This window comes from Mesorhizobium sp. M0954 (genome assembly GCF_040319155.1).
In the GTDB taxonomy this organism is placed as follows: Bacteria; Pseudomonadota; Alphaproteobacteria; order Rhizobiales; family Rhizobiaceae; genus Mesorhizobium.
Map to the genome: position 1 here is coordinate 14,206 of NZ_JAMYNR010000003.1, position 21,654 is coordinate 35,859.

Below are 21,654 nucleotides of genomic sequence, written 5' to 3' on the forward strand. Positions count from 1 at the left end.
GAGGTCGCGCTTTCACTTCGATTCCGGTGTATCGTCCTGAACGCCAGAGGCTTTGTCCAATGCATCAGTTTGCGTTGTATCGAGTGACCGCAAGGCGCCCATCAGCGCCGCGAAACGCTCGTGACCAAGGCGGGCAACATAGCTCCGTTCGATCTGCAGCTTGATGCGGTCGCCATCGCGCAGGGCGTCCAGGCCCTTGCGGGTGTAGCGCACAAGCTTGCCGCGACCGTCTTGCGGATCGGGCAGACGGTGCAACACACCTTCCGTCTCCAGGCCATCGAGCAATTGCTGAATCGCCTGCTTTGAGATCGCCGAGCGCTCGATCAGCGCCGACTGGCGCATGCCGCCGCGCGGGATATGTCCAAGCAGGCCGGCACGCGCTTCGGTGAACCAGTGATGGCCGGCAGCGCGCATCGCAGCGGCGAACTCGGTCTGCCAGGCGCGGCTCGCCTGCCACAGCCGCCAACCTATGTGATCCGGCAGCGCTTCAGGTTTTTCGTCAAGGCCCTTGACCAAATTCTTCTCGCCCGATACATAGTCAAGCATCTTGACTACTAGTTCACTCTAAGTGGCGATGCCGGTCAAGGCAATCGGCGACTTCAATTCAGGAGGAAATCATGGCAGCACTTCAGAAGGAAGCCCTTGCAATGCTCATTCCGGGCATGACCCATGTGTTGGAACGAAACGGCAAGGAGGCTTACGTCTATTTTGAAAGCGAGGGTGCCGCGCACATGCTGCTCGACGATGGCGAGGCGCGACGCGGGCGCTGGCGGATGCTCGATGACGGTTATGTCGCCGACTGGGACACCGGCGCGACCGGACGCTGGACCCTCGATCACGAGCCCGGGTCAGTCACTTACATCAATCGCGACAACGCCGTTCGCTTCAGGATGATCGGCGTGCTGTTCGGCAACGCTAAGAACCTGCCGCCCCAACAAGCTTGAAGTCGATCGCGCCTGAGGCGATCGCCTGTTGCAGCAGTTGCACCGCCGCGGCCAGCTTCTCGTCGATGACGTGCAGATATTCGGTCCAGTCGCCAACGTGTCTCAGATCGGCCGCGCCGTCGGAAATGCCGCGCAGGCCGATAAGCGGAACGTCGAACAGCTGGCAGGCGCGCAGGCAGGCGAAGGTCTCCATATCGACCATGTCGGCGGCGATCGCGTCGTAGGCGGCGCCGGTGACGATTGCCGCCCCGGTCGACAGCGTCGCCTGTCTGACGCCTGGTATCCTGAACGGCAGCGGCACGCTGACAGGCAGGTCGAGGAACGGGGTGGCGCCCTTCTCGAACCCCAGGGGCGAGGCGTCCATGTCGCGGTAGCCAACCGAAACGGCCTGGTAGATTTCCGTCTGCTCCAGCGTCCGGCTGCCCGCCGACCCGAGCGACACGACGAGATCGGGCAGCGCCATCCCGGCATGCAGCCGGGATAGTTCGGCGCTGAGTCCGACGCCGGCCTCGACCGGTCCGACGCCGGTCATCAGCGGTGTGAACAGCCGCTGCAGGTGTGGACCGTATTCGGCCTCGGCCGCCATGACGAAGAGAACGGACTTGCCGGAGATCGGGGTGAGCTCACCAGGTGTCTTGCCGGCCATGATCGTCCATCCTCCCTACCCGCTCCTCAGCCCTCGATTCCGTCGCGGCCGAGCACTGTCATCATCGTTCCGGTCATCGTGGCGATCAGCTTGGCCTCGCCGTCGACGGCGAACGCATAGGCTTGTCCATCGGCGACGATGATGGTGCGGCCGGGCTTGGTCACCGAGCCGCGGAACAGGAAGCGCTCGCCCCTGCCGGGCGCCAGCAGATTGACCTTGAACTCGATGGTCAGCACGCCGGAATTTTCCGGCATCAGCGAGAATGCCGCATAGCCGCAGGCCGAGTCGAGAGCCGTCGAAATGACGCCGGCATGGAGAAAGCCGTGCTGCTGCGTCAGCGCCGCAGAATAGGGCATTTCGATCTCGATGATGCCGGGCGTCACCAGCGTCAGCTCGGCGCCAATCGTCATCATCGCGTTCTGGCGCGCGAAGGACGTCCTGACGCGGTCCTCATAATCGGGAGCAGGAACGATCTTTGCTGCCATGGCCGTCGCCCTTCGTTTCTCGGGCAAATCTTATTGCAAAGGCATTTATCGCAGAGGGGTGGGCGGCAGGCAATCGCAAATGCTGCACTGCAGCATTCGGCTTAGCCCTGAATCGATGGCGACGATTCAGCCGGCCCACCGCAGCGCGCAGAAGTAAAAGCCGTCAGTGCCGCTCAGCAATGGCGACAGCGAAATGCCGCCCGCAGCGCCGATGCGCAGTGCCGCTTCGTGGCCCGGAAAACGGCTGTCCCAAAGCTGGCGGTGATCGAGCGGGACAAAACCGGGATGGCGATCCCGGAACGCCGAAACCTGGTCGCCATTTTCCTCGTCGAACACCGAACAGGTGATGTAGACCAGCAGGCCACCGGGTTTGACGAAGTCCCTGGCGGCATCGAGGATCGTCTCCTGCTCGCCCTTGCGGGCGTCGAGCTGCCTCTGCGTCAGCCGCCATTTGGCATCCGGCCGGCGCCGCCAGGTGCCGCTGCCGGTGCAGGGCGCATCGATCAGGACGATATCCATGTGCCTGCCGAGCGGCGCCAGTTCGGCCGGCCTGGTGACGATCTGCACATTGCGGTTTTCCGAACGGCGGATGCGATCGAAGATCGGCGCCAGCCGTGCCTTCTCGGCATCGTGGGCGAAGATCTGGCCGCGATTATCCATCGCCGCGGACAGCGCCAGCGTCTTGCCGCCGGCGCCGGCGCAGAAGTCGAGCACCTGCATCCCAGGCTCGGCGCCGGCCAGTTCGGCCGCAATCTGGGAACCCTCGTCCTGAACCTCGAACCAGCCTTTCTGGAAGGCCGGCTCGGCCTGCACGTTCGGGTGCCTGCCGTCGCCCTCGATCGGCGGGATGCGGATGCCGTGCGGCGCGATCCGGGCAGGCTTGGCGCCGGTCTCCGCCAGTTCCGCCAGCACCTTGCCGCGATCGGCTTTCAGCGTGTTGACCCTGAGGTCGAGCGGCGGGCGCGTCGCCAGCGCGGCACCCTCTTCCACCCAGGCCGTGCCGAACGCCCGTTCGAACAGCGGCATGCACCAGTCGGGGATGTCTGCCCTGACCGCCGGCGGCGCATCGGCAAGCCGGCGACCGCCGAGCGTTTTCAATTCGTCGGCGGTAAGCAGCGGCGGCGCGAACTTGTCGCCCTCGAGCGCCTCGTTCAGCGACTGCGCCGTCTGGCCCCATTCGAGCAGCAGCGCGCCGAAGCCGATGGCGCGCGGGGTGTCTTCGCCCAACAGCCAGCCGGCCGAGCGCTTGCGGCGCAGCGCGTCGTAGACGATGTTGCCGATCGCGGCGCGGTCGCCGCCGCCGGCGAAGCGGTGCGACAGGCCCCAGTCCTTCAGCGCATCGGCCACCGGCCGGTGGCGCCGGCCAATGTCGTCAAGCACTTCAATGGCTGCCGCCAGCCGCCCGCCCAGTCTCATTTGTCGTCTTCCATTACTCAGTAAATTAATTCCGGCCCTGCTCTTAGAGCTTTTCGTGCCCTGATTGAAACAGTTCTGTTTCGCCGACGGCGAGACGATCCATGCCGAGGGGTGACGAATGTGGGTTGGTGCATCGCGAGCCGCGGCCACCAGGCGGGCGCCGGCATGCGGAACGAAAACAATTCGATCAGTATATTACATGCTTCTAATGTGCGTGTCCGGCGCTCACAAGCATAGCGGCTTGCGAAACTGCTCTGCTTTGCAAGTTTTCCGGTTGCGAATACTCTTTGCGCGGTGATTCGCGTCGCAGAAAAAGCGGAGCCGCGGGTCGATACGAGGAGAGGGCAATGAAAACTTATCTGGCGGAAGTTCTAGGCACGTTTCTATTGGTGTTCATCGGCACGGCTTCGGTGGTGACGGGCGGCTTCGGCGGCGCGCTGCCGCTCGGCCAGGAAGGTATCGGTCTGGCGTTCGGCATCGGCCTGATCGCGGCGGCCTATGCGATCGGCCCGATTTCGGGCGCGCACCTCAATCCGGCGGTGACGCTCGGTGTGTTCCTCGCCGGGCGGATGCCGGCCAGGGACGTCATTCCCTATTGGATCGCGCAGGTCATCGGCGCCATCATCGCGTCGCTGGCGCTGTGGATCATCGTCTCCGGACAGGTCGGCGGCCACACCGGCGGCTTCGGCGCCAATGGCTGGGACGTGACGAAATGGGGCGTCAGCTCGGCCTTCCTGTGGGAGCTGATCGGCACCTTCACCTTCGTCACGGTGATCCTCGGCGTCACCAACGCCAAGCACACGACGGCCTTCGCCGGCCTGGTCATCGGCCTGACGCTGGCCGGACTGCACTTCGCCATCATTCCGGTGACCGGCACATCGCTCAACCCGGCCCGTTCGATCGGACCGGCGCTGTTTTCGGGAACTGCGGCGATCGGCCAGCTCTGGCTGTTCATCGTCGCGCCGCTGATCGGCGGCGCCATCGCCGGCGTGGTCGCCAAGGCCGGTATCTTCGAGAAGGACTGATTTTTCGAAGGCTTCATGAAAAAGGCGCGGGTCGAGGCCCGCGCCTTTTTCGTTGCGTCGAGAAATTCGTATGCCCGGATCAGGCCGCGAGGTCGAAACGGTCGGCGTTCATCACCTTGGTCCAGGCGGCGACGAAGTCCCTGACGAACTTCCGCCCGGCGTCCGCCGAGCCGTAGACCTCGGCCAGCGCCCGCAATTGCGCGTGCGAGCCGAAGATCAGGTCGGCGCGGGTGCCGGTCCACTTGACTGCCCTGGTCTTGCGGTCGCGCGCTTCGTAGACCTCATCTGAGCCGGCGGCCGGATCCCAGATCGTGTTCATGGAGAGCAGGTTGACGAAGAAATCGTTGGTCAACGTGCCCGGCCTGTCGGTGAACACCCCGTGCTTCGACTGACCGGTGTTGGCGCCGAGCACCCGCAACCCGCCGACGAGCACCGTCATCTCCGGCGCCGTCAAGGTCAGCAGCTGCGCCCGGTCGACCAGCATCGCTTCGACCGACATCGGCGGCTTGCCCCTGACATAATTGCGGAAGCCATCGACTTTCGGCTCGAGCGCGGCGAAGGACTGGACATCGGTCTGTTCCTGCGAGGCGTCCATGCGGCCTGGCGTGAACGGCACCCCCACGTCATGGCCGCCGTCTTTCGCCGCCTTCTCGATCGCGGCGACGCCGCCAAGAACGATCAGGTCGGCAAGCGAGACCTTCTTGCCGCCGGACTGCGAGTTATTGACACCCTTCTGGATGCTTTCGAGTGTCTCGAGCACCTTGGCCAGCTGCGCCGGCTGGTTGACCTCCCAATCCTTCTGCGGCGCCAGGCGGATGCGGGCGCCGTTGGCGCCGCCGCGCTTGTCGGAGCCGCGGAAAGTCGAGGCCGAGGCCCAGGCGGTCGAGACCAGTTCTGAGACGGACAGGCCGGAGGCCAGGATCTTCGCCTTCAGCGAGACGATGTCCTGCTCGCTGACCAGCTCGTAGTCGATTGCCGGTATCGGGTCCTGCCAGATCAGCTCTTCCTTCGGCACGAGCGGGCCGAGATAGCGGACGGCCGGACCCATGTCGCGATGCGTCAGCTTGAACCAGGCGCGGGCGAAGGCATCGGCGAACTGATCAGGATTCTGATGGAAGCGCCGCGAGATCTTCTCGTAGGCCGGGTCGACGCGCAGCGCGAGGTCGGTGGTCAGCATCGCCGGCGCGCGGCGCTTGGAGGGATCGTGCGCGTCCGGCACGGTGCCTGCACCGGCGCCGCCCTTCGGCGTCCACTGATGGGCGCCGGCCGGGCTCTTGGTCAGCTCCCATTCGTAGTTGAACAGATTGTCGAAGAAGTTGTTGCTCCATTTGGTCGGCGTCGTGGTCCAGGTCACCTCGAGGCCCGAGGTGATGGCGTCGCCGGCAATGCCGGTGGCGTGCTTGCTCGACCAGCCGAGGCCCTGCGCCTCGATGCCGGCGCCTTCCGGCTCCGGGCCGACCAGCGATGCATCGCCGGCGCCGTGGGTCTTGCCGAAGGTATGGCCGCCGGCGATGAGCGCCACGGTTTCCTCATCGTTCATGGCCATGCGGGCGAAGGTTTCGCGGATATCGCGCGCCGCGGCCAATGGATCGGGCGTGCCGTTCGGGCCTTCCGGGTTGACGTAGATCAGCCCCATCTGCACGGCGCCGAGATGGCCCTGAAGTTCGCGGTCGCCGGAATAGCGCTCGTCGGCGAGCCACTTGGTTTCCGATCCCCAGTCGACGTCCTGCTCGGGCTCCCAGACATCGGCGCGGCCGCCGGCGAAGCCGAAGGTCTTGAAGCCCATCGATTCCAGCGCGACGTTGCCGGTGAGGATCAACAGGTCGGCCCAGGAGATCTTCCTGCCGTATTTCTGCTTGACCGGCCACAGCAGCCGGCGCGCCTTGTCGAGATTGGCGTTGTCCGGCCAGCTGTTGAGCGGCGCGAAACGCTGCTGGCCGGCGCCGGCGCCGCCACGGCCGTCGCCGATGCGATAGGTACCGGCGCTGTGCCAGGCCATGCGGATGAAGAGCGGGCCGTAATGGCCGAAATCGGCCGGCCACCAATCCTGCGAATCGGTCATCACCTGGTGCAGATCCCTGATCACCGCATCGAGATCGAGGCTCTTGAATTCCTTGGCGTAGTCGAAGTCCTCGTCCATCGGGTCCGACAGGCTGGACTGCTGATGGAGGACGCCAAGGTCAAGCTGGTTCGGCCACCAGTCACGGTTGCTCCTCCTGGCCGATCCATGTGGGACCGGGCATTTGCCGGCGCTGTTGTCGTCGGTTTTCGCGTCCATCTTTGCCTCCGATTTGTTGATTTTCCGGGATTTTGTTGATTTTCCGGGCAGGGCCGGCGGCCGCGCCATCCTGGAATGGTTCCAGACTAGCCCGCCGAGCCGATAAAGACAAATTGCCTTTGCTGTTTATTCTGATAGGTTTTCCTTATGATCGGTTTGACCGTCCGGCAGATGCATTATTTCGAGGCGCTGGCGCAGACGCTGCATTTCGGCCGTGCCGCAAAACTCGCCGGCGTCAGCCAGCCAGCGCTGTCTTCGCAGATCGCCGAGATGGAGCTGCGGCTGAATTGCCGTCTGTTCGAGCGCGGCGGCAAGGTGGTGCGGATGACCGACGAGGCCGTGGCCCTGCTGCCGCGCATCGAGCGCATCCTTGCCGACGTCCGCGACGTCGAGGCGACGGCCCGGCGCGGCCGCCCGGCGCTGGAAGGCCGCTTCCGGCTCGGCATCATCCCGACGGTGGCGCCCTATCTCTTGCCGCATGTGCTGCCGGAGCTGAAACGGCATTTCCCGGCCTTGCAGCTGGAACTGCGCGAAGCCGTGACCGCCTCCCTGGTCGAGGACACCAGTTCGGGTAAGCTCGACGCCTTCGTCGCGGCGCTGCCTCTCGATTACCCAGGCCTGGTTACCGAGGAACTTTTCTCCGACCGGTTCTTCCTGGCCGTGCCGGCCGGCGATCCCGCCTTCGCCTCGCCGCCGGTGCCACCGGAGAGCCCGGCACTGGAGCGGCTGATGCTGCTGGAGGAAGGCCATTGCCTGCGCGAACAGGCGCTCGCCGTGTGCGGCAACGTGCGGCCGGTGGCGATGGCAAGCTACGGCGCGACCAGCCTGACGACGCTCTTACAGATGGTGGCGCACGGGCTCGGCGTCACGCTCATCCCGGAAATGGCGGCCGGACCGGCCAGCACTATCCCCGATTTGAAGATCGTGCCGTTCCAGGAACCGATGCCGCAACGCACGATCTGCCTCGCCTGGCGGCGCAACAAGGTCCGGCACGACGAATGCGTCGAACTGGCGAAGATCATTCGCGGGCTGGATGCGGCGGTGCTGGCGGCTTGAGCGGCGGGTCAAGGATCCGGTTTTAGCCCCGAAGCCAACCTGCAAGAAAACGGCTTCAACCCTTTTTCCAGGCTGCGAGCAACGGGCCGTTGCTTCCATAGACAGGGTCCTTGCGCGGACGGCCGACCCTGGGGATCGTGACGACTGCCTTGGCATGGTCGGCGGCGGTCGTACACAGGTCATAGGTGCCGGATGGAGGATAGGCGCCGACAACCAGAAAATCGTCGGATGCGGAAAGACGCTGGTGCCCGGTGCCGGCCGGAAGAACCGCGACGTCGCCGGCCTTCAGCGGCAGCGTTCGTCCCTTGCTGCCGCCAAAGCGGACCTTGGCCGTGCCGCGCGCAACGCCCAGCACCTCGTGTATCCGCGAATGGTAGTGGACGTAACCGTAGATGCCATTGCGCCAGCTATCGCCCCAGTCATTTGCCTCGAAAAGCGCCTCCATGACCGCCGCCGGATCGAATTCCTCGGGCAGCGTCACGGCGCCGCGATAGACGACAAGCGGCCAGGACGGATGGTTGGGCACCAGGCCATCATCCCCAAACCGAAACGTATTCGGTTTACTCGGCCTGACTAGATCGGGGACATCGCGCCGGCCCGGTCTGGCGATACCGGTGACCTGCTCGACGGCTTTCTTCGTGGTTTGCAGAATGCTCATGATGTGGCCTTGGATTGGTGGTGGCTTCATGCCGATTAACCGGCTGCATGGCGGGTCGGTTCCGCTGAGGGCAGAGATCTGCGATCTGTGCGGTCGGCATTTGACGTCCGGGCACATCGAAGCCGCCCAAGTTTCAAGACTTGAACACCGCAAGATCCAATCGGTCCCGCCGCTGCGTCGTCCCATGGCACGGATGAGACGATACACTGTTTTGCCACAGCGCTCGCGACAGCTCGCGAAACGGGCGACCCGCAGAGGCTTTTTTCGTGTTATGATGCACTTGCAACGCGCGTAATCTCGACCTCGGCAATATGGCAAGGGTCGAACGCAATTTTTGCCCTGGCGTCGCCCAGCATGGACTCAACTCCGGATGGCTGGGTGTGCTTATCCGGGGCGAGGAGGTTGTCCATGTCCACGAGTAATGTCGAACGCCCGCTGCAGCCGGGCGACCGGGCGCCGAATGTTATTCTCGATGCGATCTCCCGCGAAGGCAAGATCGCGCTCGATGATTTTCGAGGCCGTAGCCCGTTGTTGATCGGTTTGTTCCGAGGCCTGCACTGTCCGTTCTGCCGGCGCCATGTCGCGGCGATGGCGCAACTTAAGCCGGCCCTGCGTGAGAAAGGCGTCGAATGCCTGGCGGTTGTCAATACGCCAGTCGAGCGGGCGCGGCTCTATTTCCGTTACCACCCGGCACCCGATCTTCTCGCCGCGTCCGACCCGGAGCGGGCCTCGCACCGTGCTTTCGGCTTGCGCGAGGTCGGGATGGACACGGTCATGGCGATCCGTGTCGATCTGCCGGGCGAGTTGCCCGAGCCTATGGACGTCATGGCAATGTACGAGTTTCTTAACAAGAAGGAAGGATATGAGATTACGGGAGCCGATCAGCAGGCGATGGCTTCCGGCCAGGGGCAGCTTGTCGGTCAATTCCTAATCGACCGGGCGGGCATCGTACGCTGGAACTTCACTGAAGTTCTGGAGGATGGCCTCAATACCTTCAAGGCGCCGAATCCGGAGGAATTGATGTCAGCGGCCTCCCAAGTTGCACATTGATGGGCTGCGGAAATAGGCGGCTGACAACTCGCTCGACGACCGCGCCCTTCCCGCTCTGGCCTGCTTGGGCACCAGGCCATCATCCCTAAACCGAAACACATTCGGTTTGTGCGGCCTGACAAGATCGGGAACCTCTCACCTGCCCGGTCTGGCGACACCGGTGACCTGCTCGACGGCTTTCTTCATGGTTTGCAGAATGCTCATGATGCGGCCTTGGATTGGTGGTGGCTTCATGCCGATTAACCGGCTGCATGGCGGGTCGGTTCCGCTGAGGGCACGAGAGGACGGTTGTCTGGTCTCAATAGCGTCTATGCAAGGCGCTGCTTCTTCTTGCGCCAAGGAGCGTTGGCTTCCCAATTTCCAGCCATAATGCAGCCGTACGGCAATACCTCGTCGACAATTTCGGCCAAGCCATATTTCTCTATCTGGCGACGTACGGCCGATGCGCTTTTGTAAGCGCTGGGCAGTTCCGAAATATCCGTCACGCCTGAGAAAAAGCGGGCGTCGATCCCCTTCGTCTCCTCCGCAAAGATATCAGCATCGCTGCGTCCCGCCTGCATGCGGCGGTGCTGGGTGCGCGAGAAGTTTCGCCCCGCGCCATGGGGCGAGAAGCCGAGGCCGTTGGGCGCATCCTTGCCGCGCACGATCAAGACCGGTTCCGCCATGTTGAGCGGGATCAGAGTGAGGTCGGTGGCATCATAGGCCCAGCCGTCAAAGGCCGGCGTCGCGCCCTTGCCGTGATAAAACAGTCCATCGGAACGTCGAAAGACGAAGTTGTGCTCGTTCCAGAAGCGGTCCGATACCCTAGCCGACGAACGTTCCGCCGCCATGTCGTGGATCAGCGTATGATTGGCTTTCGTCCATTCGCGGATGATCTGAAGAGCGTCCCAATAGTCATCGCCCTCCCGCGTATCCGCAGGGATCCATGCATTCTGCGGCAACGTCTCGGGCGAGAGCTGCTTGCGGTGTGCTTCGGCGATCTTCATGCCCTTGCTGTAGAGGCGGGCGCCGGGAGAACGGGATCCGTGGTGCGTCACCAGCGCCGTCTCGCCGCTCGACTTCAAGGTGCCGACATAGGCGAAGTGGTTGCCGTCGCCCTGCGTCCCCAGATGCTCGATCGCAGCGCCGGTGACGTCGCGCAGCAGCGGGTTCGCCTCGAAACGCTCGAACACCTCCCTCGACGGCCGGAACTGTTGGCCGCGCGGACGCCCGCCGGGACCGAAATGGGTGACCGCCTGCACCGCGTCGAGCAGAGCCGCCGGGGCCACGCCCGGAAACACCGAGATCGCCATGGAGCAGCAGATGTCGGCCGAATGCATGCCCGGGTGAATCGCTTCGGACACGGCGATCCCGCCGACGGGGATGGTGCCCGAAGGACCGGCCGGGCAAGCATCCGGCATGATGGCGCCGGCGCGGATGACGGGCGTGCGCATCAGCTCGGCCATGCTCGTGGAAACCGCTGCGATGTTGGCCTGCTCGTCGGGCGTGTCGGCCTCGATGTTGACGTGAAAGGCCAAGGCGCCGGCCGTGCGCGGCGGGGTCGGCGGCGGCGGCACGAAAGTGCGCACCGCTTCCAGCGCCTCTTCGAACGAGCCGCCACGCTCGAGCACAGCGTTGCCCTCGGCAAGCGCCTTGCCGAACCACTTGCCCTGCGCCATTCCAGCGTCGATCAGATCCTGTCCGCTCAAAACTTCAACCATGTCACTCTTCCAAAAAGACCGTTCAAACAAGCCGAAGGACGGCAAGAAACGGGAGACCTTACATATTCCGCCACTTCGCGATCCGCGAAGGAAGGACACGAACTTTCACGCCTTTCGGCCACCCGCATTCGCGGGCTGCGTCTACCTGTAGTCCCACCTGCATCCGTCATTCGATCGAACGGGTCGGACGACAAGCTCTTGCAAGACATCGACGGATCAGACGGCCCGTCGAGCGGATTCGAACCGCTATTACCCATGTAGTCCTGCATTCATTCGTCCTTCCCGGTGCGCGGGGCGACAAAGTGTCGGCGAGACATTTTTCTGAGCTACTTTCCACAATCTGTGGAAGGAGTCGCTTGAACACTCGACCTCTTGCCCCTTTCAGCGCAAGCGCTCTATCCATGTAGCCCCGCTGGCATTCGCCCTTGTCCGGCGACGAGGATCGGCAAGACGATTTTCTGCGCTACTCTGGTTCTGAACCAAAGGGGCGATTTGAACACCCGACCTCCCGCCTTGCGGCGGGCGCGCTACCTGTAGTCCTGCCTGCATTCGCCGTTTCTTCCTATAAGCTGCGGCGACAAGGATGGACGAAACCCGGGAGTCCCGCTCGTGCCAGTGAGCGCCTGCGTCGGGTGAGGAGTCGAACCCCACGGAGCATCCCTTCCTTTGGTGCTGTAGTTCCATCCGGCATTCGCCGCGGCTATCTGGTTCAAGGTCGCGACGACAAGAGATTGGCGAAACGTCCCCTTCTGCTCTACCGGCTGAGCTACGGACCCGATTGGCAGGTCCGGCGGGGCTCGAACCCGCGACACGAAGACTATGATGTAGTTTCGCCAGCATTCGTCGCGCTAGATCTTCTCCTTCCGTTCACCGACAGCGGCGGCTATGCAAGTCGCCAGGCATGACCGCAAGAGTCATGACGACAAGAGTGATGAAACGTCTCCCGCGTGAGCGGGTCCTGCTCTATCCACTGAGCTACGGGACCATGGTGGAGATCCCGGCGGGATTCGAACCCGCGACCTGGAGGGTGAAAGCCTGTAGTTTCATCGGCATTCGTCATGCCCGTATTAGAATTCCCTTGCCGGTCCCGGCGGCAAATCCGCCGGGACCGTTGTCAAAGTTCCACCGCCTCGATCGTGCGGACCCAATGGTCTGGGTCGCCCTTCGAGGACAGCATGGTCCCGATCACGTCAAAGACACGATCGGAGAAGCCGCCGACATTCAGCACGTCGGCGCGCCCCTTGGCCTGTGTCGTCGTGTAGGGCTGGATGTCGATGCAGACGAGTTTGGCTTCTGGATTTGCGGCCTTGAGCTTGCTCCACTGCTGCATCGTCGCCGTGCCCTGGTGCTGGTACACGGTTGTATCCACCCAGGACTGGTTGTCCGAAACGAACACGACGAGGTCGACCTTGGCGCCTTCGCTCACCAGCCGGGCCAGCGGCGCGGAACAGTTCGTTCCGCCACCACCGATCGCGGCGAGCTTCTTCGCGTTGGTCATCACCGTATCGCGAGCGTTGAGGCGGATATCCACCACATCGTTCTCGAACGGCAGCACCCGCGCCGAGGGATTGCGGCGCAGCAACGCGGCAGCCACGAGGGCGGCCACATCGATGCAGCGCACGACCGAAGTCGAGCCCTTGCGGAAGCCCGTCACCGGCGAGGCCATGGAGCCGGACACGTCCGGACACACCACCACGCGACCGTCGATCTCGGGCACGTTGGAGAGCGCGATTTCCATCGCGTCCTGCAACGCCTCGGTCACCACGGCTGGCACGCCCTCGCCGACGGTGTTGAACGCCACCATCAGCTGATACGGGAATACTCGCGAACGCCGAACCTCGTGCTCGTTGCGCAGCCGCGCCGCCAGTTTCCCGGCAAACCCTTCCACCTCGAACACGCCGTTGCGTGCAAAGGTGTTCAGGTTCTGCCGCAGCATCTGCCAGCCCGCCGTTTCCGCGATCTGGACCCAATGCGCCTTGCTCAGCGGCATCGCGGTCAGCATCTGGAACGGCACTTCCGGCACAGGCAGCGACGGATCGCGCTTGAACGCCTCGAAAGCCTGCACCACTTCGGGCAATGCCGCGACATCATGCGGCTTGCCGATCAGGTAGCCATAGAGCGCCTCACGCGTCGCCGACTTCGGCTTCGGGTGAACCATCTTAATGACGTCGGCCAGCGACGGGTCGTTGCCGACTGCCGCCCGCATGATCTCGAAGTCGTTCGCCTTTTCGAGCCACACCTGGACCATCCGTTTCGGGCGCGTACCGAGCGACTTCCGCCCAGTTGCTCCCGACCGCATGACCTGCACGAAATTGCGCAGCATCTTGCCATTCTTCACGATGCGCCCAAAGGCCTTGGTGAACTCGTCACCCTGCATCTGGGAAAGCACCGCCAGAATCAGCGCCGGCATGTCCTTCATGAAACCCTGCTCGAAAGCATACACAGCGGTCTTCGCCAGAAAATCCGGCTCGACCTGCCAGGAAAGCTTCAGAACGTCGTCGAGCTGCTCCCGCGCGTCGGCGTAAAACGTCCGGTTGAACGTCCCAGTCGCCGTCAGTTGCGCCAGAGCCTGGTGCGACGTTAGGGCATAAGCCCCGGCAGCCTCATGGTTCACGGCATCGGTGCGCGGGAGCAGCTTTCCTGCCATCGTCGCAAACACGGATTTGTTTGCCATTGTCATTTTTTCCTTCTGTTCACGCTGGATACATTTCAAGTCGCGTGCCAGTTGGATGGTGATCGCCAGCTAGCTCAGAATAATTTTGATAACCAATTGATCTTTAAATGATAATTTTTGTATGACGAGTGGGCGGTATCTACCCCGGGGTTGCGAGGCGGTAGGATATCCGATATTGCAATCTAAAGTTTTATACGATGAGATAAGAATGAGACGCCGGGTTGCGATCGGAATTCTCGGGACGACGCTTGATGTGGGTCGCGTGGATCGCTGGAAAAAATGGCGACCGACGGTGGCTCTCTGTCAGCAACAGGGGTTCTTCATCGACCGGCTGGAGCTGATCTGCGGACCCAACTCCTCCGGCCTCGCCCGTCAGGTCGTCGGCGACATAGAGCAGGTCTCGCCGGCGACCGTTGTCAGAACGCACGTCATTCCGATGAAGGACCCGTGGGATTTCAGCGAGGTCTATACCGGCCTCCGCGACTTTGCCCGCGCCTACGCTTTCGATCCGGAGAAGGAAGACTATCTCGTCAACATCACCACCGGCACGCATGTCGCGCAGATCTGCTGGTTCCTGCTGACGGAGGCGCGTTTCATCCCGGCCCGTCTCATTCAGCTTTCACCACCGCGAAACCGGCAGGAAGGCGACGATTATTCGGGCAACCATTCAATCATCGATCTCGACCTGTCGCGCTACGACGCGATCGCGACGCGTTTCGCAGCCGAACGCGACGAAGCCACGTCATTCCTCAAGTCGGGTATCGCCACCCGCAGCGTGGCTTTCAACCATATGATCGACCAGATCGAGAAGGTGACGATACGTTCACGCGCTCCAGTGCTGCTGACCGGCCCGACCGGCGCCGGCAAGTCGCAGCTGGCGAAGCGCATCTACGAACTGAAAAAGGCCCAGCGCCAGGTTTCGGGGGCTTTCATCGAGGTCAACTGCGCGACACTGCGCGGCGACCAGGCGATGTCGACGCTGTTCGGACACGTGAAGGGCGCGTTCACCGGCGCGCAATCGGCGCGTGCCGGCTTGATGAGGTCGGCCGACAAAGGCGTCCTTTTTCTCGACGAGATCGGCGAACTCGGGCCGGATGAGCAAGCGATGTGCCTGCGGGCGATCGAGGAGAAGCGCTTCCTTCCGGTTGGCGCCGACGAGGATGTCGGCTCCGATTTCCAGTTGCTTGCAGGCACCAACCGTGATCTCTCGATCGGGGTCGCCGAAGGGCGGTTCCGCGAGGACCTATTCGCGCGGCTAAACCTCTGGACGTTCCAACTGCCGGCCTTGAAGGACCGCAAGGAAGACATCGAACCCAACCTCGAATTCGAGTTGCGCCGGTTTTCAGAACGCGAAGGGCAGAACGTTACCTTCAACAAGGAAGCACGTGACCTCTATGTGAAGTTCGCCGTGGCGCCGGACTCTTCCTGGCGTGCTAACTTCCGCGATCTTTCGGCATCGGTAACCCGTATGGCCACGCTCGCGCCGCAGGGGCGGATCAATGAAGAAACTGTGCGTGACGAGATTGCCAGATTGAAGGCACAGTGGAACACGGCTCCGGCAGGTTCGACCGACGACGCCGTTCTGGAGGATATCCTCGGCGCCGAAGGCGTAAGCCGCATCGACCTCTTCGAACGCACCCAATTGGCGGCCGTGGTCCATGCTTGCCGGGATAGTCCATCGATCAGCGCAGCCGGGCGAAAGTTGTTCTCAGTTTCGCGGTTGCAGAAAACCAGCGGCAATGACGCTGATCGGCTGCGCAAGTATTTGCACCGCTTCAACCTGACCTTCGAGGCTCTGAACCGGTCCGGCGTGTGATTGTGGTTTTCCCAACGATTTCGGGTCTGCAGCCGATTGCTACCTCGCCCCCCAACCCTCACGGCACAAATATCAAAAACACCCAGGTAAAAAACACCACCAGATGCACCAAGCCGGTCAGGAACGTCGTTCTCTCCGTGCTGAAGCTCACATTGCAGATGAAAAGCGCCAGGACCAAAAGCACCGTGTCGGTCGCCGGCAGCCCCAGGGTCAGGCCTCTTCCGGTCAGCAGGCTGGCGGCGGCTATGCCCGGTATTGTCAGGCCGATTGTGGCACAGGCCGAGCCCATGGCGACGTTCAGGCCGCGCTGCAGTTCGTTGTTGAGCGCGGCACGAACCGCCGAGATCGCCTCCGGCATCAGAACCAACCCGGCGATCATTGCGCCGACAATGGCGTCGGCCTGCGGCACCTGGTAGGCGACGAGCGCGTCCTCAACGCTTGCCGCGACCTGTTCGGCGAGCATGACGATGCCGATCAGCCCGATCAGCAGGAGAACAGCGCCGGCGGCGACGCCTTCGTGGGCGTCGGTTCGCACTGCGGCGCCGTGTGCTTGCCCGTCGATGAAATCGTCGCGGTGGCGGACAGTCTGCGCGAACAGAAAACCGGCATAGAGCAGCACCGAAAGCACGCTGACGAAGCCAAGTTGCGCGGCCGAGAACGTGCCGGGATCGGTGGTTCGCGTGTAGGTCGGCAGAATGAGCGTCATGACGCTCAGCGCGACCAGCACCGCCAGATAGGCGCTGGTCCCTTGGCGGACGATTGCCTGCTTGCGATGGCGCCAGCCGCCAAACGTCAGGCACATGCCGACGACACCGGTGGAGGTGATCATCACCGTCGAGAACACGGATTCGCGGGCAAGCGTCGGGTTGTTCGCGCCGTGCAGCATGATGGAAACGATGATCGACACTTCGATTGCAGTCACCGCGATGGTCAGCACCAACGTGCCGTACGGCTCGCCCACCCGCCGGGCCACCGCCTCGGCGTGGTCGAGCACCACGAAAATGGTGGTGAACATGATCGCGCTCGACAGCGCGCCGATAAATATCCTGGTGCCCAGCGACCCTTCGTCGACCGACACCCCGCTGGCCCTGACCGCGACAGCCATCACCAGAGCGGCCAACGGCATGCCGTAGGAAATCGCCGATCTTGCGAAACCACTCATTGTCACCTTCTTGCCTTCCCGCAAATCCCGTGGAAGGGCGATTTGCAATCACTGTTGCGCACCGCGACCATCCAGAGAAATCGCATATGACAGGTCATGACGCCATCGCGGCGTACCCCAGCCCTAGCCCCTCCCCACAAGGGCAGCGCAATCGCGTACGCATTCTTGCGAAGAGGACCCCCACCCTAACCCTCCCCACAAGGGGGAGGGAACGCTGCCGCGCGCCCTTGCTTTCCCTTTGGCGCCGAAAGGCAGGCAATTTGCCGAGGTCGGCGCCACCGAAAGTCCCCCTCCCCCTTGTGGGGAGGGGTTAGGGGTGGGGGGTCCTCTTCGCAAGAATCCGCCGCGATTGCGCTGCCTCCTGCCCCCGCACACCTCGAAACATCATGTCACCCGCAGGAAGCTCGCGCGCTAGCCGGGCGTGTTGGCCTTGACGACCTTCTTGCATTCGGGCGTCAGCTCGCTCATGTGACCGGCCAGGCATTTTACGACGCGGCCACCGCCCGGCAACACGCCCTTGCACAACCTCTGGTAATCTGCTTGGCAGGCCTCACGCTCGGCCGCCGTCTGCGCCAGCACCGCGGTGGCTGCCAGCTGAGTTGCCAGGAAAAGCACGCCTAACCCAATCCGCATGGAACACCCCTCAAATATGTTGCCCAAACAACGCCTCCGTCACGCGTAGGCACAAACGGAAGCCTTTTCACGCCGTCTTCTGCGTCACCAATCCCAGCTCGTCGACCATCGCCTGGCGCATCAGGAATTTCTGCGGCTTGCCGGTCACCGTCATCGGCAATTCGGTGCGGAAGCGGATGTAGCGGGGGATCTTGAAATGGGCGATCTGGCCGGCGCAGAAGGCCTTGATCTCCTGCTCCGTGGTGATCTGGCCGGGCTTCAGCACGATCCAGGCGCACAGCTCCTCGCCGTATTTCGGGTCGGGAATGCCGAACACCTGCACCTCCTTGACCTTGGGGTGGCGATAGAGAAACTCCTCGACCTCGCGTGGATAGACGTTCTCGCCGCCGCGGATGACCATGTCCTTGACCCGGCCGACGATGTTGCAATAGCCCTCGGCATCGATGGTGGCGAGGTCGCCGGTGTGCATCCAGCCGTCGGCGTCGATGGCCTCGCGGGTCTTCTGCTCGTCGTCCCAATAGCCCTTCATCACGGAATAGCCGCGCGTGCAGAGCTCGCCCGGCGCGCCGACCGCGACGGTGGCACCTTCGGCGTCGATGGCCTTGACCTCGACATGCGGATGGACGCGGCCGACGGTCGAGACGCGCTTTTCCAGGGGGTCGTCGACGCTGCTCTGGAACGACACCGGGCTGGTCTCGGTCATGCCGTAGGCGATGGTCACCTCTGCCATATGCATCAGCGACACCACCTTCTTCATCACCTCGATCGGGCATGGCGAGCCGGCCATGATGCCGGTGCGCAGGCTGGTGAGATCGAAGGAGGCGAACTCCGGATGGTCGAGCAGGCCGACGAACATGGTCGGCACGCCGTAGAGCGCGGTGCAGCGTTCCGTTGCCACCGCCCTCAGCGTGGCGCCGGCATCGAACCCCTCGCTGGGGAAAACCATGGTCGCGCCCTTGGTGACGCAGCCCATCGTGCCCATCGACATGCCGAAGCAATGGTAGAGCGGCACCGGGATGCACAGCAGGTCGTCGACGGTGAGCCGGATCGCCGCGGTGACGAAATTGCCGTTGTTGACGATGTTGTTGTGGGTCAGCGTCGCGCCCTTGGGCGCGCCTGTCGTGCCGCTGGTGAACTGGATGTTGATGGCGTCGTCCGGTTTCAGCCCCGCTGAAATCCGGTCGAGCTTGTCATGCTCGTCGCGGCCGGCCATCGCCAGCACGTCGGCGAAATTGAACATGCCCGCAGAATTCTCCTCGTCCATGCGGATGACGGTCTTCAGCGCCGGCAGCTTGTTGGCGTCGAGCTTGCCCGGCGCAGCGTTGGCGATCTCCGGCGCCAGCGCCGCGATCATGCCGAGATAGTCGGAGCTCTTGAATGTGGCGGCGGTGACCAGCGCCTTGCAACCGACCTTGTTCAAGGCATATTCCAGCTCGACCAACCGATAGGCCGGGTTGATGTTGACCAGGATCAGGCCGATGCGGGCGGTGGCGAATTGCGTCACCAGCCATTCCCAGCGGTTCGGCGACCAGATGCCGACGCGATCGCCTTTCTCGAGGCCGAGCGCCAGGAAGCCGGCGGCCAGCGCATCGACAGTCTCGGACAGCTCTTCCCAGGTAAAGCGCTTGTCCTGCTCGACGAAGACGGCGGCATCGAGCGTGCCGTATTTGCCGACCGTATCGGCAAACAGCGCCGGGATGGTCAGGTTGAGCAGCGGCACGCTGCGCTCGCCCGAGACATGCGCCGTGCCGTCGACCGGCGCAATGAACGAACCGCCATCGCGCTTGGAGCGCAGGCTGGTGGCATTCTTCAACTCGTCGAGATTGATCGGCATCGCCGTGTCCTCCGCAGACCAGCCGAGCCTATCAGCCCGGCGGGGTGGTGGAAATCCCGTCCATGGTGGGGCTGGGTGGGAACTCGCCTGTAAGGGCCGAAAATAAAAAACCCGCCTCGGCGGGCGGGTCTTCGGGGCCAATTGGCACCATAGCGAGATTAGTAGCATAGCTGCCGGCACAAAGCAAGAACAAAATTGCTGTACGCCAGGAAATTGCTTCGGGTCGGCGCAGCTGCTTATCTCCCCCCTCGAGGGGGAGATGGCCGGCAGGCCAGAGGGGGTCGCCGCGCGCGGAGCTCCAGCCTGTTCTGTCGGTTAGGAGAGTCGCGTCAAGACGTACCGACCTCTGTCGCCTTCGGCGACATCTCCCCCTCAAGGGGGGAGATCGGCTGGTCGTCAGCCTGAATTCACCGATGCCATCCTGCCCGCAATATCGCGCAAAGTCGCCTCGTCGGCCGCAGCGCGCGCCTTCCTCGACGCCACGAGGCAGGCCTGCGAGCGCAGGATGACGCCGTCGGCCAGCACCTTGAGATGGTTGGCGCGCAGCGTCGCGCCTGACGTGGTGATGTCGACGACGATATCGGCCAATCCGGCCGCCGGCGCGCCTTCGGTGGCGCCAAGGCTTTCGACGATGCGGTAGACCTGGATGCCGTGCTTTTGCGAAAAGAACTGCTGGGTCAGGCGCCAGTATTTGGTGGCGATCCTGAGCCGCCGGCCGTGGCGCTGGCGGAAATCGGCGGCGACGTCGTCGAGGTCGGCCATGGTGTCGACATCGAGCCAGATGTCGGGCACGGCGACGACGACATCGGCATTGCCGAAACCGAGGCGGGCGATGATTTCGGCGCGCGCCTCGCAATCGGCGAGGTTTTCGCGCAAAAGGTCCTCGCCGGTGATGCCGAGATCGACCGACCCCTGGCCGATTTCGCCTGATATCTCCGAGGCCGACAGGAACGCCACCTCGACGCCGTCGAGGCCGTCGATGCGGGCGCGATATTTGCGCTCGTCGCCGGGCAGGCTTACGGCAAGCCCGGCCTTGGCCAGCACCTCCAGCGCCTGCTCCTTGAGCCGGCCTTTCGACGGGATCGCTAGCGTGATCATGGCGCCGTCTCCCGCAGCGCCTCGATGCGGTCGAGCCAGACGGAAAAACCGACGCCGGGGATCGGCGTTTTGGCGCCGAGCAGCGTCAGCAGCCGGTCATAGCGGCCACCACCGGCGAGCGGCCGGTCGCCATCCTGCGCCGCGATCTCGAAGACCAGGCCGGTGTAGTAATCGAGCGGCCGGCCGAAGGCGGCGTCGTAGCTGATTTCAGACATCGGCAGGCCGAGGTTTTTTATGGCCGCGGCGCGGGCTGCGAAATTCTCCAGCGCAGCCCCCAGTGAAAGCCCGGCATCGATCGCAAAGCTTTCGAGCGCCCCGGCGGCGCTGTCGAGCGGCACGTCGATGGCCAAAAAGCTCTTCAGCGCCGCAAACGCCTCGTTCGACAGCCGCACGCTGCGCAGTTCGGCCTTCTCGATCAGGCGCCGCGCAATCTCGGACGGTGAACGCCCGGCCGTTGCCGACAGCCCGGCCTGTTCCATGCCGCCGGCGACATGCGCCGAAAGACCGTCGAGATCGCCGTCGAGGACAAGGGCGGCGACCGGGCCGGCAAGCTGGCTGTTGCGCGGTGGATTGGCGAGGTCGGCAAGTGCTGCCTCCAGCATCGGCGCCGAGCCGAAGGCACGGGCCAGCCGCATGCGCCAGCCGCGCGGCAGGCCAAGTGCTGCCAGCACCGCCTCGAAAATGGTCTGGTCGCCGAGCGTCACCGCCAGTTGCCGGCCAGGCAGCACCAGCGACAGCAGCGCATGCGCATCGGCCAGCGAACGGGCGTCGGCGGCGGCCGTGTCGCGGTCGCCGAGATCCTCGATGCCGGCCTGGAAGAACTCGTTGCCGCCCTCGCGGCGCTGGCGAAACACCTCGCCGAGATAGGAATAGCGGCGCGGCGTGCCGGCCTGGCTGGCGATGTGGTCGAGGCAGACCGGAATGGTGAATTCCGGCCGCAGGCAAAGCGTCTGTCCGGTCTCGCTCTCGGTGAGAAAGATGCGGCGCCGCAAATCCTCGCCGGCCATGTCGAGGAACGGATCGGCCGGCTGCAGCACAGCGACCTCGACCGCGTGCGTATTTCGCGCGGCGAAGAGGCTGGTGATGTCGGATGCGATGGCGGGGCGCGAGGTCATGGCAGGCGCCCTTCCCTTCTCCCCCAGGGGGAGAAGGTGGATTGGCGCGAAGCGCCAAGACGGA

At 63.7% G+C, this 21,654-nt stretch carries 18 protein-coding genes; 5 read left to right on the forward strand and 13 right to left on the reverse strand.

The annotated features are described in order from the left end of the window. Positions 1-12: 12 nt before the first annotated feature. Complete coding sequence (locus NKH93_RS05255) at positions 13-546, reverse strand: MarR family winged helix-turn-helix transcriptional regulator (protein ID WP_352680884.1); 534 nt, start codon at positions 544-546, stop codon at positions 13-15. Between the two features lie 71 nt (positions 547-617). Between NKH93_RS05255 and NKH93_RS05260 the strand changes: the two genes are divergently transcribed. Next, a complete protein-coding gene (locus NKH93_RS05260) occupies positions 618-944 on the forward strand; it encodes a hypothetical protein (RefSeq protein ID WP_352680882.1) in 327 nt (108 codons plus the stop codon). On the opposite strand, the gene NKH93_RS05265 is transcribed toward NKH93_RS05260, so the two are convergent. The 3 genes from NKH93_RS05265 to NKH93_RS05275 all read right to left on the reverse strand — a co-directional run bounded on the left by NKH93_RS05265 (position 916) and on the right by NKH93_RS05275 (position 3,491). Then, complete coding sequence (locus tag NKH93_RS05265) at positions 916-1,590, reverse strand: 5'-methylthioadenosine/S-adenosylhomocysteine nucleosidase (protein WP_352969497.1); 675 nt, start codon at positions 1,588-1,590, stop codon at positions 916-918. The genes NKH93_RS05260 and NKH93_RS05265 overlap by 29 nt on opposite strands. A 26-nt stretch (positions 1,591-1,616) precedes the next feature. Then, positions 1,617-2,075, reverse strand: a complete 459-nt coding sequence (locus NKH93_RS05270) for a PaaI family thioesterase (protein WP_023677140.1) — start codon at positions 2,073-2,075, stop codon at positions 1,617-1,619. Positions 2,076-2,201: 126 nt separating this feature from the next. Then, the gene (locus tag NKH93_RS05275; RefSeq protein ID WP_352969499.1) at positions 2,202-3,491 is read right to left on the reverse strand and encodes an RsmB/NOP family class I SAM-dependent RNA methyltransferase; all 1,290 of its coding nucleotides are present in this window, start codon (positions 3,489-3,491) and stop codon (positions 2,202-2,204) included. Positions 3,492-3,838: 347 nt separating this feature from the next. Here NKH93_RS05275 and NKH93_RS05280 point away from each other — a divergent pair, with 347 nt between their 5' ends. Further along, positions 3,839-4,516: an MIP/aquaporin family protein gene (locus NKH93_RS05280; protein ID WP_023677138.1), complete on the forward strand. Its 678-nt coding sequence runs from the start codon at positions 3,839-3,841 to the stop codon at positions 4,514-4,516. Positions 4,517-4,595: 79 nt separating this feature from the next. Here NKH93_RS05280 and katG read toward each other — a convergent pair whose 3' ends face one another. Next, a complete protein-coding gene (katG, locus tag NKH93_RS05285) occupies positions 4,596-6,794 on the reverse strand; it encodes a catalase/peroxidase HPI (RefSeq protein ID WP_352969501.1) in 2,199 nt (732 codons plus the stop codon). 147 nt (positions 6,795-6,941) lie between these two features. Between katG and NKH93_RS05290 the strand changes: the two genes are divergently transcribed. After that, complete coding sequence (locus tag NKH93_RS05290) at positions 6,942-7,850, forward strand: hydrogen peroxide-inducible genes activator (protein WP_352680873.1); 909 nt, start codon at positions 6,942-6,944, stop codon at positions 7,848-7,850. Positions 7,851-7,905: 55 nt separating this feature from the next. On the opposite strand, the gene NKH93_RS05295 is transcribed toward NKH93_RS05290, so the two are convergent. Then, entirely contained in the window at positions 7,906-8,508 is a 603-nt protein-coding gene (locus NKH93_RS05295) for a cupin (RefSeq protein WP_352969503.1), read from the reverse strand. 408 nt (positions 8,509-8,916) lie between these two features. On the opposite strand from NKH93_RS05295, the gene NKH93_RS05300 reads away from it, so the two are divergent. Further along, positions 8,917-9,558, forward strand: a complete 642-nt coding sequence (locus NKH93_RS05300; protein ID WP_352969726.1) for a peroxiredoxin-like family protein — start codon at positions 8,917-8,919, stop codon at positions 9,556-9,558. Between the two features lie 308 nt (positions 9,559-9,866). On the opposite strand, the gene NKH93_RS05305 is transcribed toward NKH93_RS05300, so the two are convergent. After that, on the reverse strand, positions 9,867-11,258 hold the full coding sequence (locus tag NKH93_RS05305) for an RtcB family protein (protein ID WP_352969505.1): 1,392 nt from the start codon (positions 11,256-11,258) through the stop codon (positions 9,867-9,869). A 1,114-nt stretch (positions 11,259-12,372) separates the two neighbouring features. Beyond that, positions 12,373-13,932 carry a vWA domain-containing protein gene (locus NKH93_RS05310; protein WP_352969507.1) on the reverse strand — a complete coding sequence of 520 codons (1,560 nt, stop codon included), beginning with the start codon at positions 13,930-13,932 and terminating at the stop codon, positions 12,373-12,375. Between the two features lie 208 nt (positions 13,933-14,140). Here NKH93_RS05310 and rtcR point away from each other — a divergent pair, with 208 nt between their 5' ends. After that, on the forward strand, positions 14,141-15,748 hold the full coding sequence (rtcR, locus tag NKH93_RS05315; RefSeq protein WP_352969509.1) for an RNA repair transcriptional activator RtcR: 1,608 nt from the start codon (positions 14,141-14,143) through the stop codon (positions 15,746-15,748). A gap of 58 nt (positions 15,749-15,806) precedes the next feature. On the opposite strand, the gene NKH93_RS05320 is transcribed toward rtcR, so the two are convergent. The 5 genes from NKH93_RS05320 to NKH93_RS05340 form a co-directional block, all read right to left on the reverse strand. Next, complete coding sequence (locus NKH93_RS05320) at positions 15,807-16,910, reverse strand: calcium:cation antiporter (RefSeq protein ID WP_352969511.1); 1,104 nt, start codon at positions 16,908-16,910, stop codon at positions 15,807-15,809. Positions 16,911-17,321: 411 nt separating this feature from the next. Further along, positions 17,322-17,543: a cysteine rich repeat-containing protein gene (locus NKH93_RS05325; RefSeq protein ID WP_352450969.1), complete on the reverse strand. Its 222-nt coding sequence runs from the start codon at positions 17,541-17,543 to the stop codon at positions 17,322-17,324. A gap of 67 nt (positions 17,544-17,610) precedes the next feature. Beyond that, positions 17,611-19,377, reverse strand: a complete 1,767-nt coding sequence (locus NKH93_RS05330) for an AMP-binding protein (protein ID WP_352969513.1) — start codon at positions 19,375-19,377, stop codon at positions 17,611-17,613. Between the two features lie 396 nt (positions 19,378-19,773). Continuing rightward, a complete protein-coding gene (gene hisG / locus NKH93_RS05335; protein WP_352969515.1) occupies positions 19,774-20,475 on the reverse strand; it encodes an ATP phosphoribosyltransferase in 702 nt (233 codons plus the stop codon). Continuing rightward, a complete protein-coding gene (locus NKH93_RS05340; protein ID WP_352969517.1) occupies positions 20,472-21,590 on the reverse strand; it encodes an ATP phosphoribosyltransferase regulatory subunit in 1,119 nt (372 codons plus the stop codon). The genes hisG and NKH93_RS05340 overlap by 4 nt, the downstream gene beginning before the upstream one ends. Between the last annotated feature and the right edge of the window lie 64 nt (positions 21,591-21,654).

Excerpts from the sequence above, each read along its gene's own strand:
- rtcR (WP_352969509.1), top strand. The coding sequence starts at position 14,141 with ATGAGACGCCGGGTTGCGATCGGAATTCTCGGGACGACGCTTGATGTG.
- NKH93_RS05265 (WP_352969497.1), bottom strand. The coding sequence starts at position 1,590 with ATGGCCGGCAAGACACCTGGTGAGCTCACCCCGATCTCCGGCAAGTCC.
- NKH93_RS05320 (WP_352969511.1), bottom strand. The coding sequence starts at position 16,910 with ATGAGTGGTTTCGCAAGATCGGCGATTTCCTACGGCATGCCGTTGGCC.
- NKH93_RS05275 (WP_352969499.1), bottom strand. The coding sequence starts at position 3,491 with ATGAGACTGGGCGGGCGGCTGGCGGCAGCCATTGAAGTGCTTGACGAC.
- NKH93_RS05305 (WP_352969505.1), bottom strand. The coding sequence starts at position 11,258 with ATGGTTGAAGTTTTGAGCGGACAGGATCTGATCGACGCTGGAATGGCG.
- NKH93_RS05260 (WP_352680882.1), top strand. The coding sequence starts at position 618 with ATGGCAGCACTTCAGAAGGAAGCCCTTGCAATGCTCATTCCGGGCATG.
- hisG (WP_352969515.1), bottom strand. The coding sequence starts at position 20,475 with ATGATCACGCTAGCGATCCCGTCGAAAGGCCGGCTCAAGGAGCAGGCG.
- NKH93_RS05340 (WP_352969517.1), bottom strand. The coding sequence starts at position 21,590 with ATGACCTCGCGCCCCGCCATCGCATCCGACATCACCAGCCTCTTCGCC.
- NKH93_RS05295 (WP_352969503.1), bottom strand. The coding sequence starts at position 8,508 with ATGAGCATTCTGCAAACCACGAAGAAAGCCGTCGAGCAGGTCACCGGT.
- NKH93_RS05290 (WP_352680873.1), top strand. The coding sequence starts at position 6,942 with ATGATCGGTTTGACCGTCCGGCAGATGCATTATTTCGAGGCGCTGGCG.
- NKH93_RS05300 (WP_352969726.1), top strand. The coding sequence starts at position 8,917 with ATGTCCACGAGTAATGTCGAACGCCCGCTGCAGCCGGGCGACCGGGCG.
- NKH93_RS05325 (WP_352450969.1), bottom strand. The coding sequence starts at position 17,543 with ATGCGGATTGGGTTAGGCGTGCTTTTCCTGGCAACTCAGCTGGCAGCC.
- katG (WP_352969501.1), bottom strand. The coding sequence starts at position 6,794 with ATGGACGCGAAAACCGACGACAACAGCGCCGGCAAATGCCCGGTCCCA.
- NKH93_RS05310 (WP_352969507.1), bottom strand. The coding sequence starts at position 13,932 with ATGGCAAACAAATCCGTGTTTGCGACGATGGCAGGAAAGCTGCTCCCG.
- NKH93_RS05270 (WP_023677140.1), bottom strand. The coding sequence starts at position 2,075 with ATGGCAGCAAAGATCGTTCCTGCTCCCGATTATGAGGACCGCGTCAGG.
- NKH93_RS05255 (WP_352680884.1), bottom strand. The coding sequence starts at position 546 with ATGCTTGACTATGTATCGGGCGAGAAGAATTTGGTCAAGGGCCTTGAC.
- NKH93_RS05330 (WP_352969513.1), bottom strand. The coding sequence starts at position 19,377 with ATGCCGATCAATCTCGACGAGTTGAAGAATGCCACCAGCCTGCGCTCC.
- NKH93_RS05280 (WP_023677138.1), top strand. The coding sequence starts at position 3,839 with ATGAAAACTTATCTGGCGGAAGTTCTAGGCACGTTTCTATTGGTGTTC.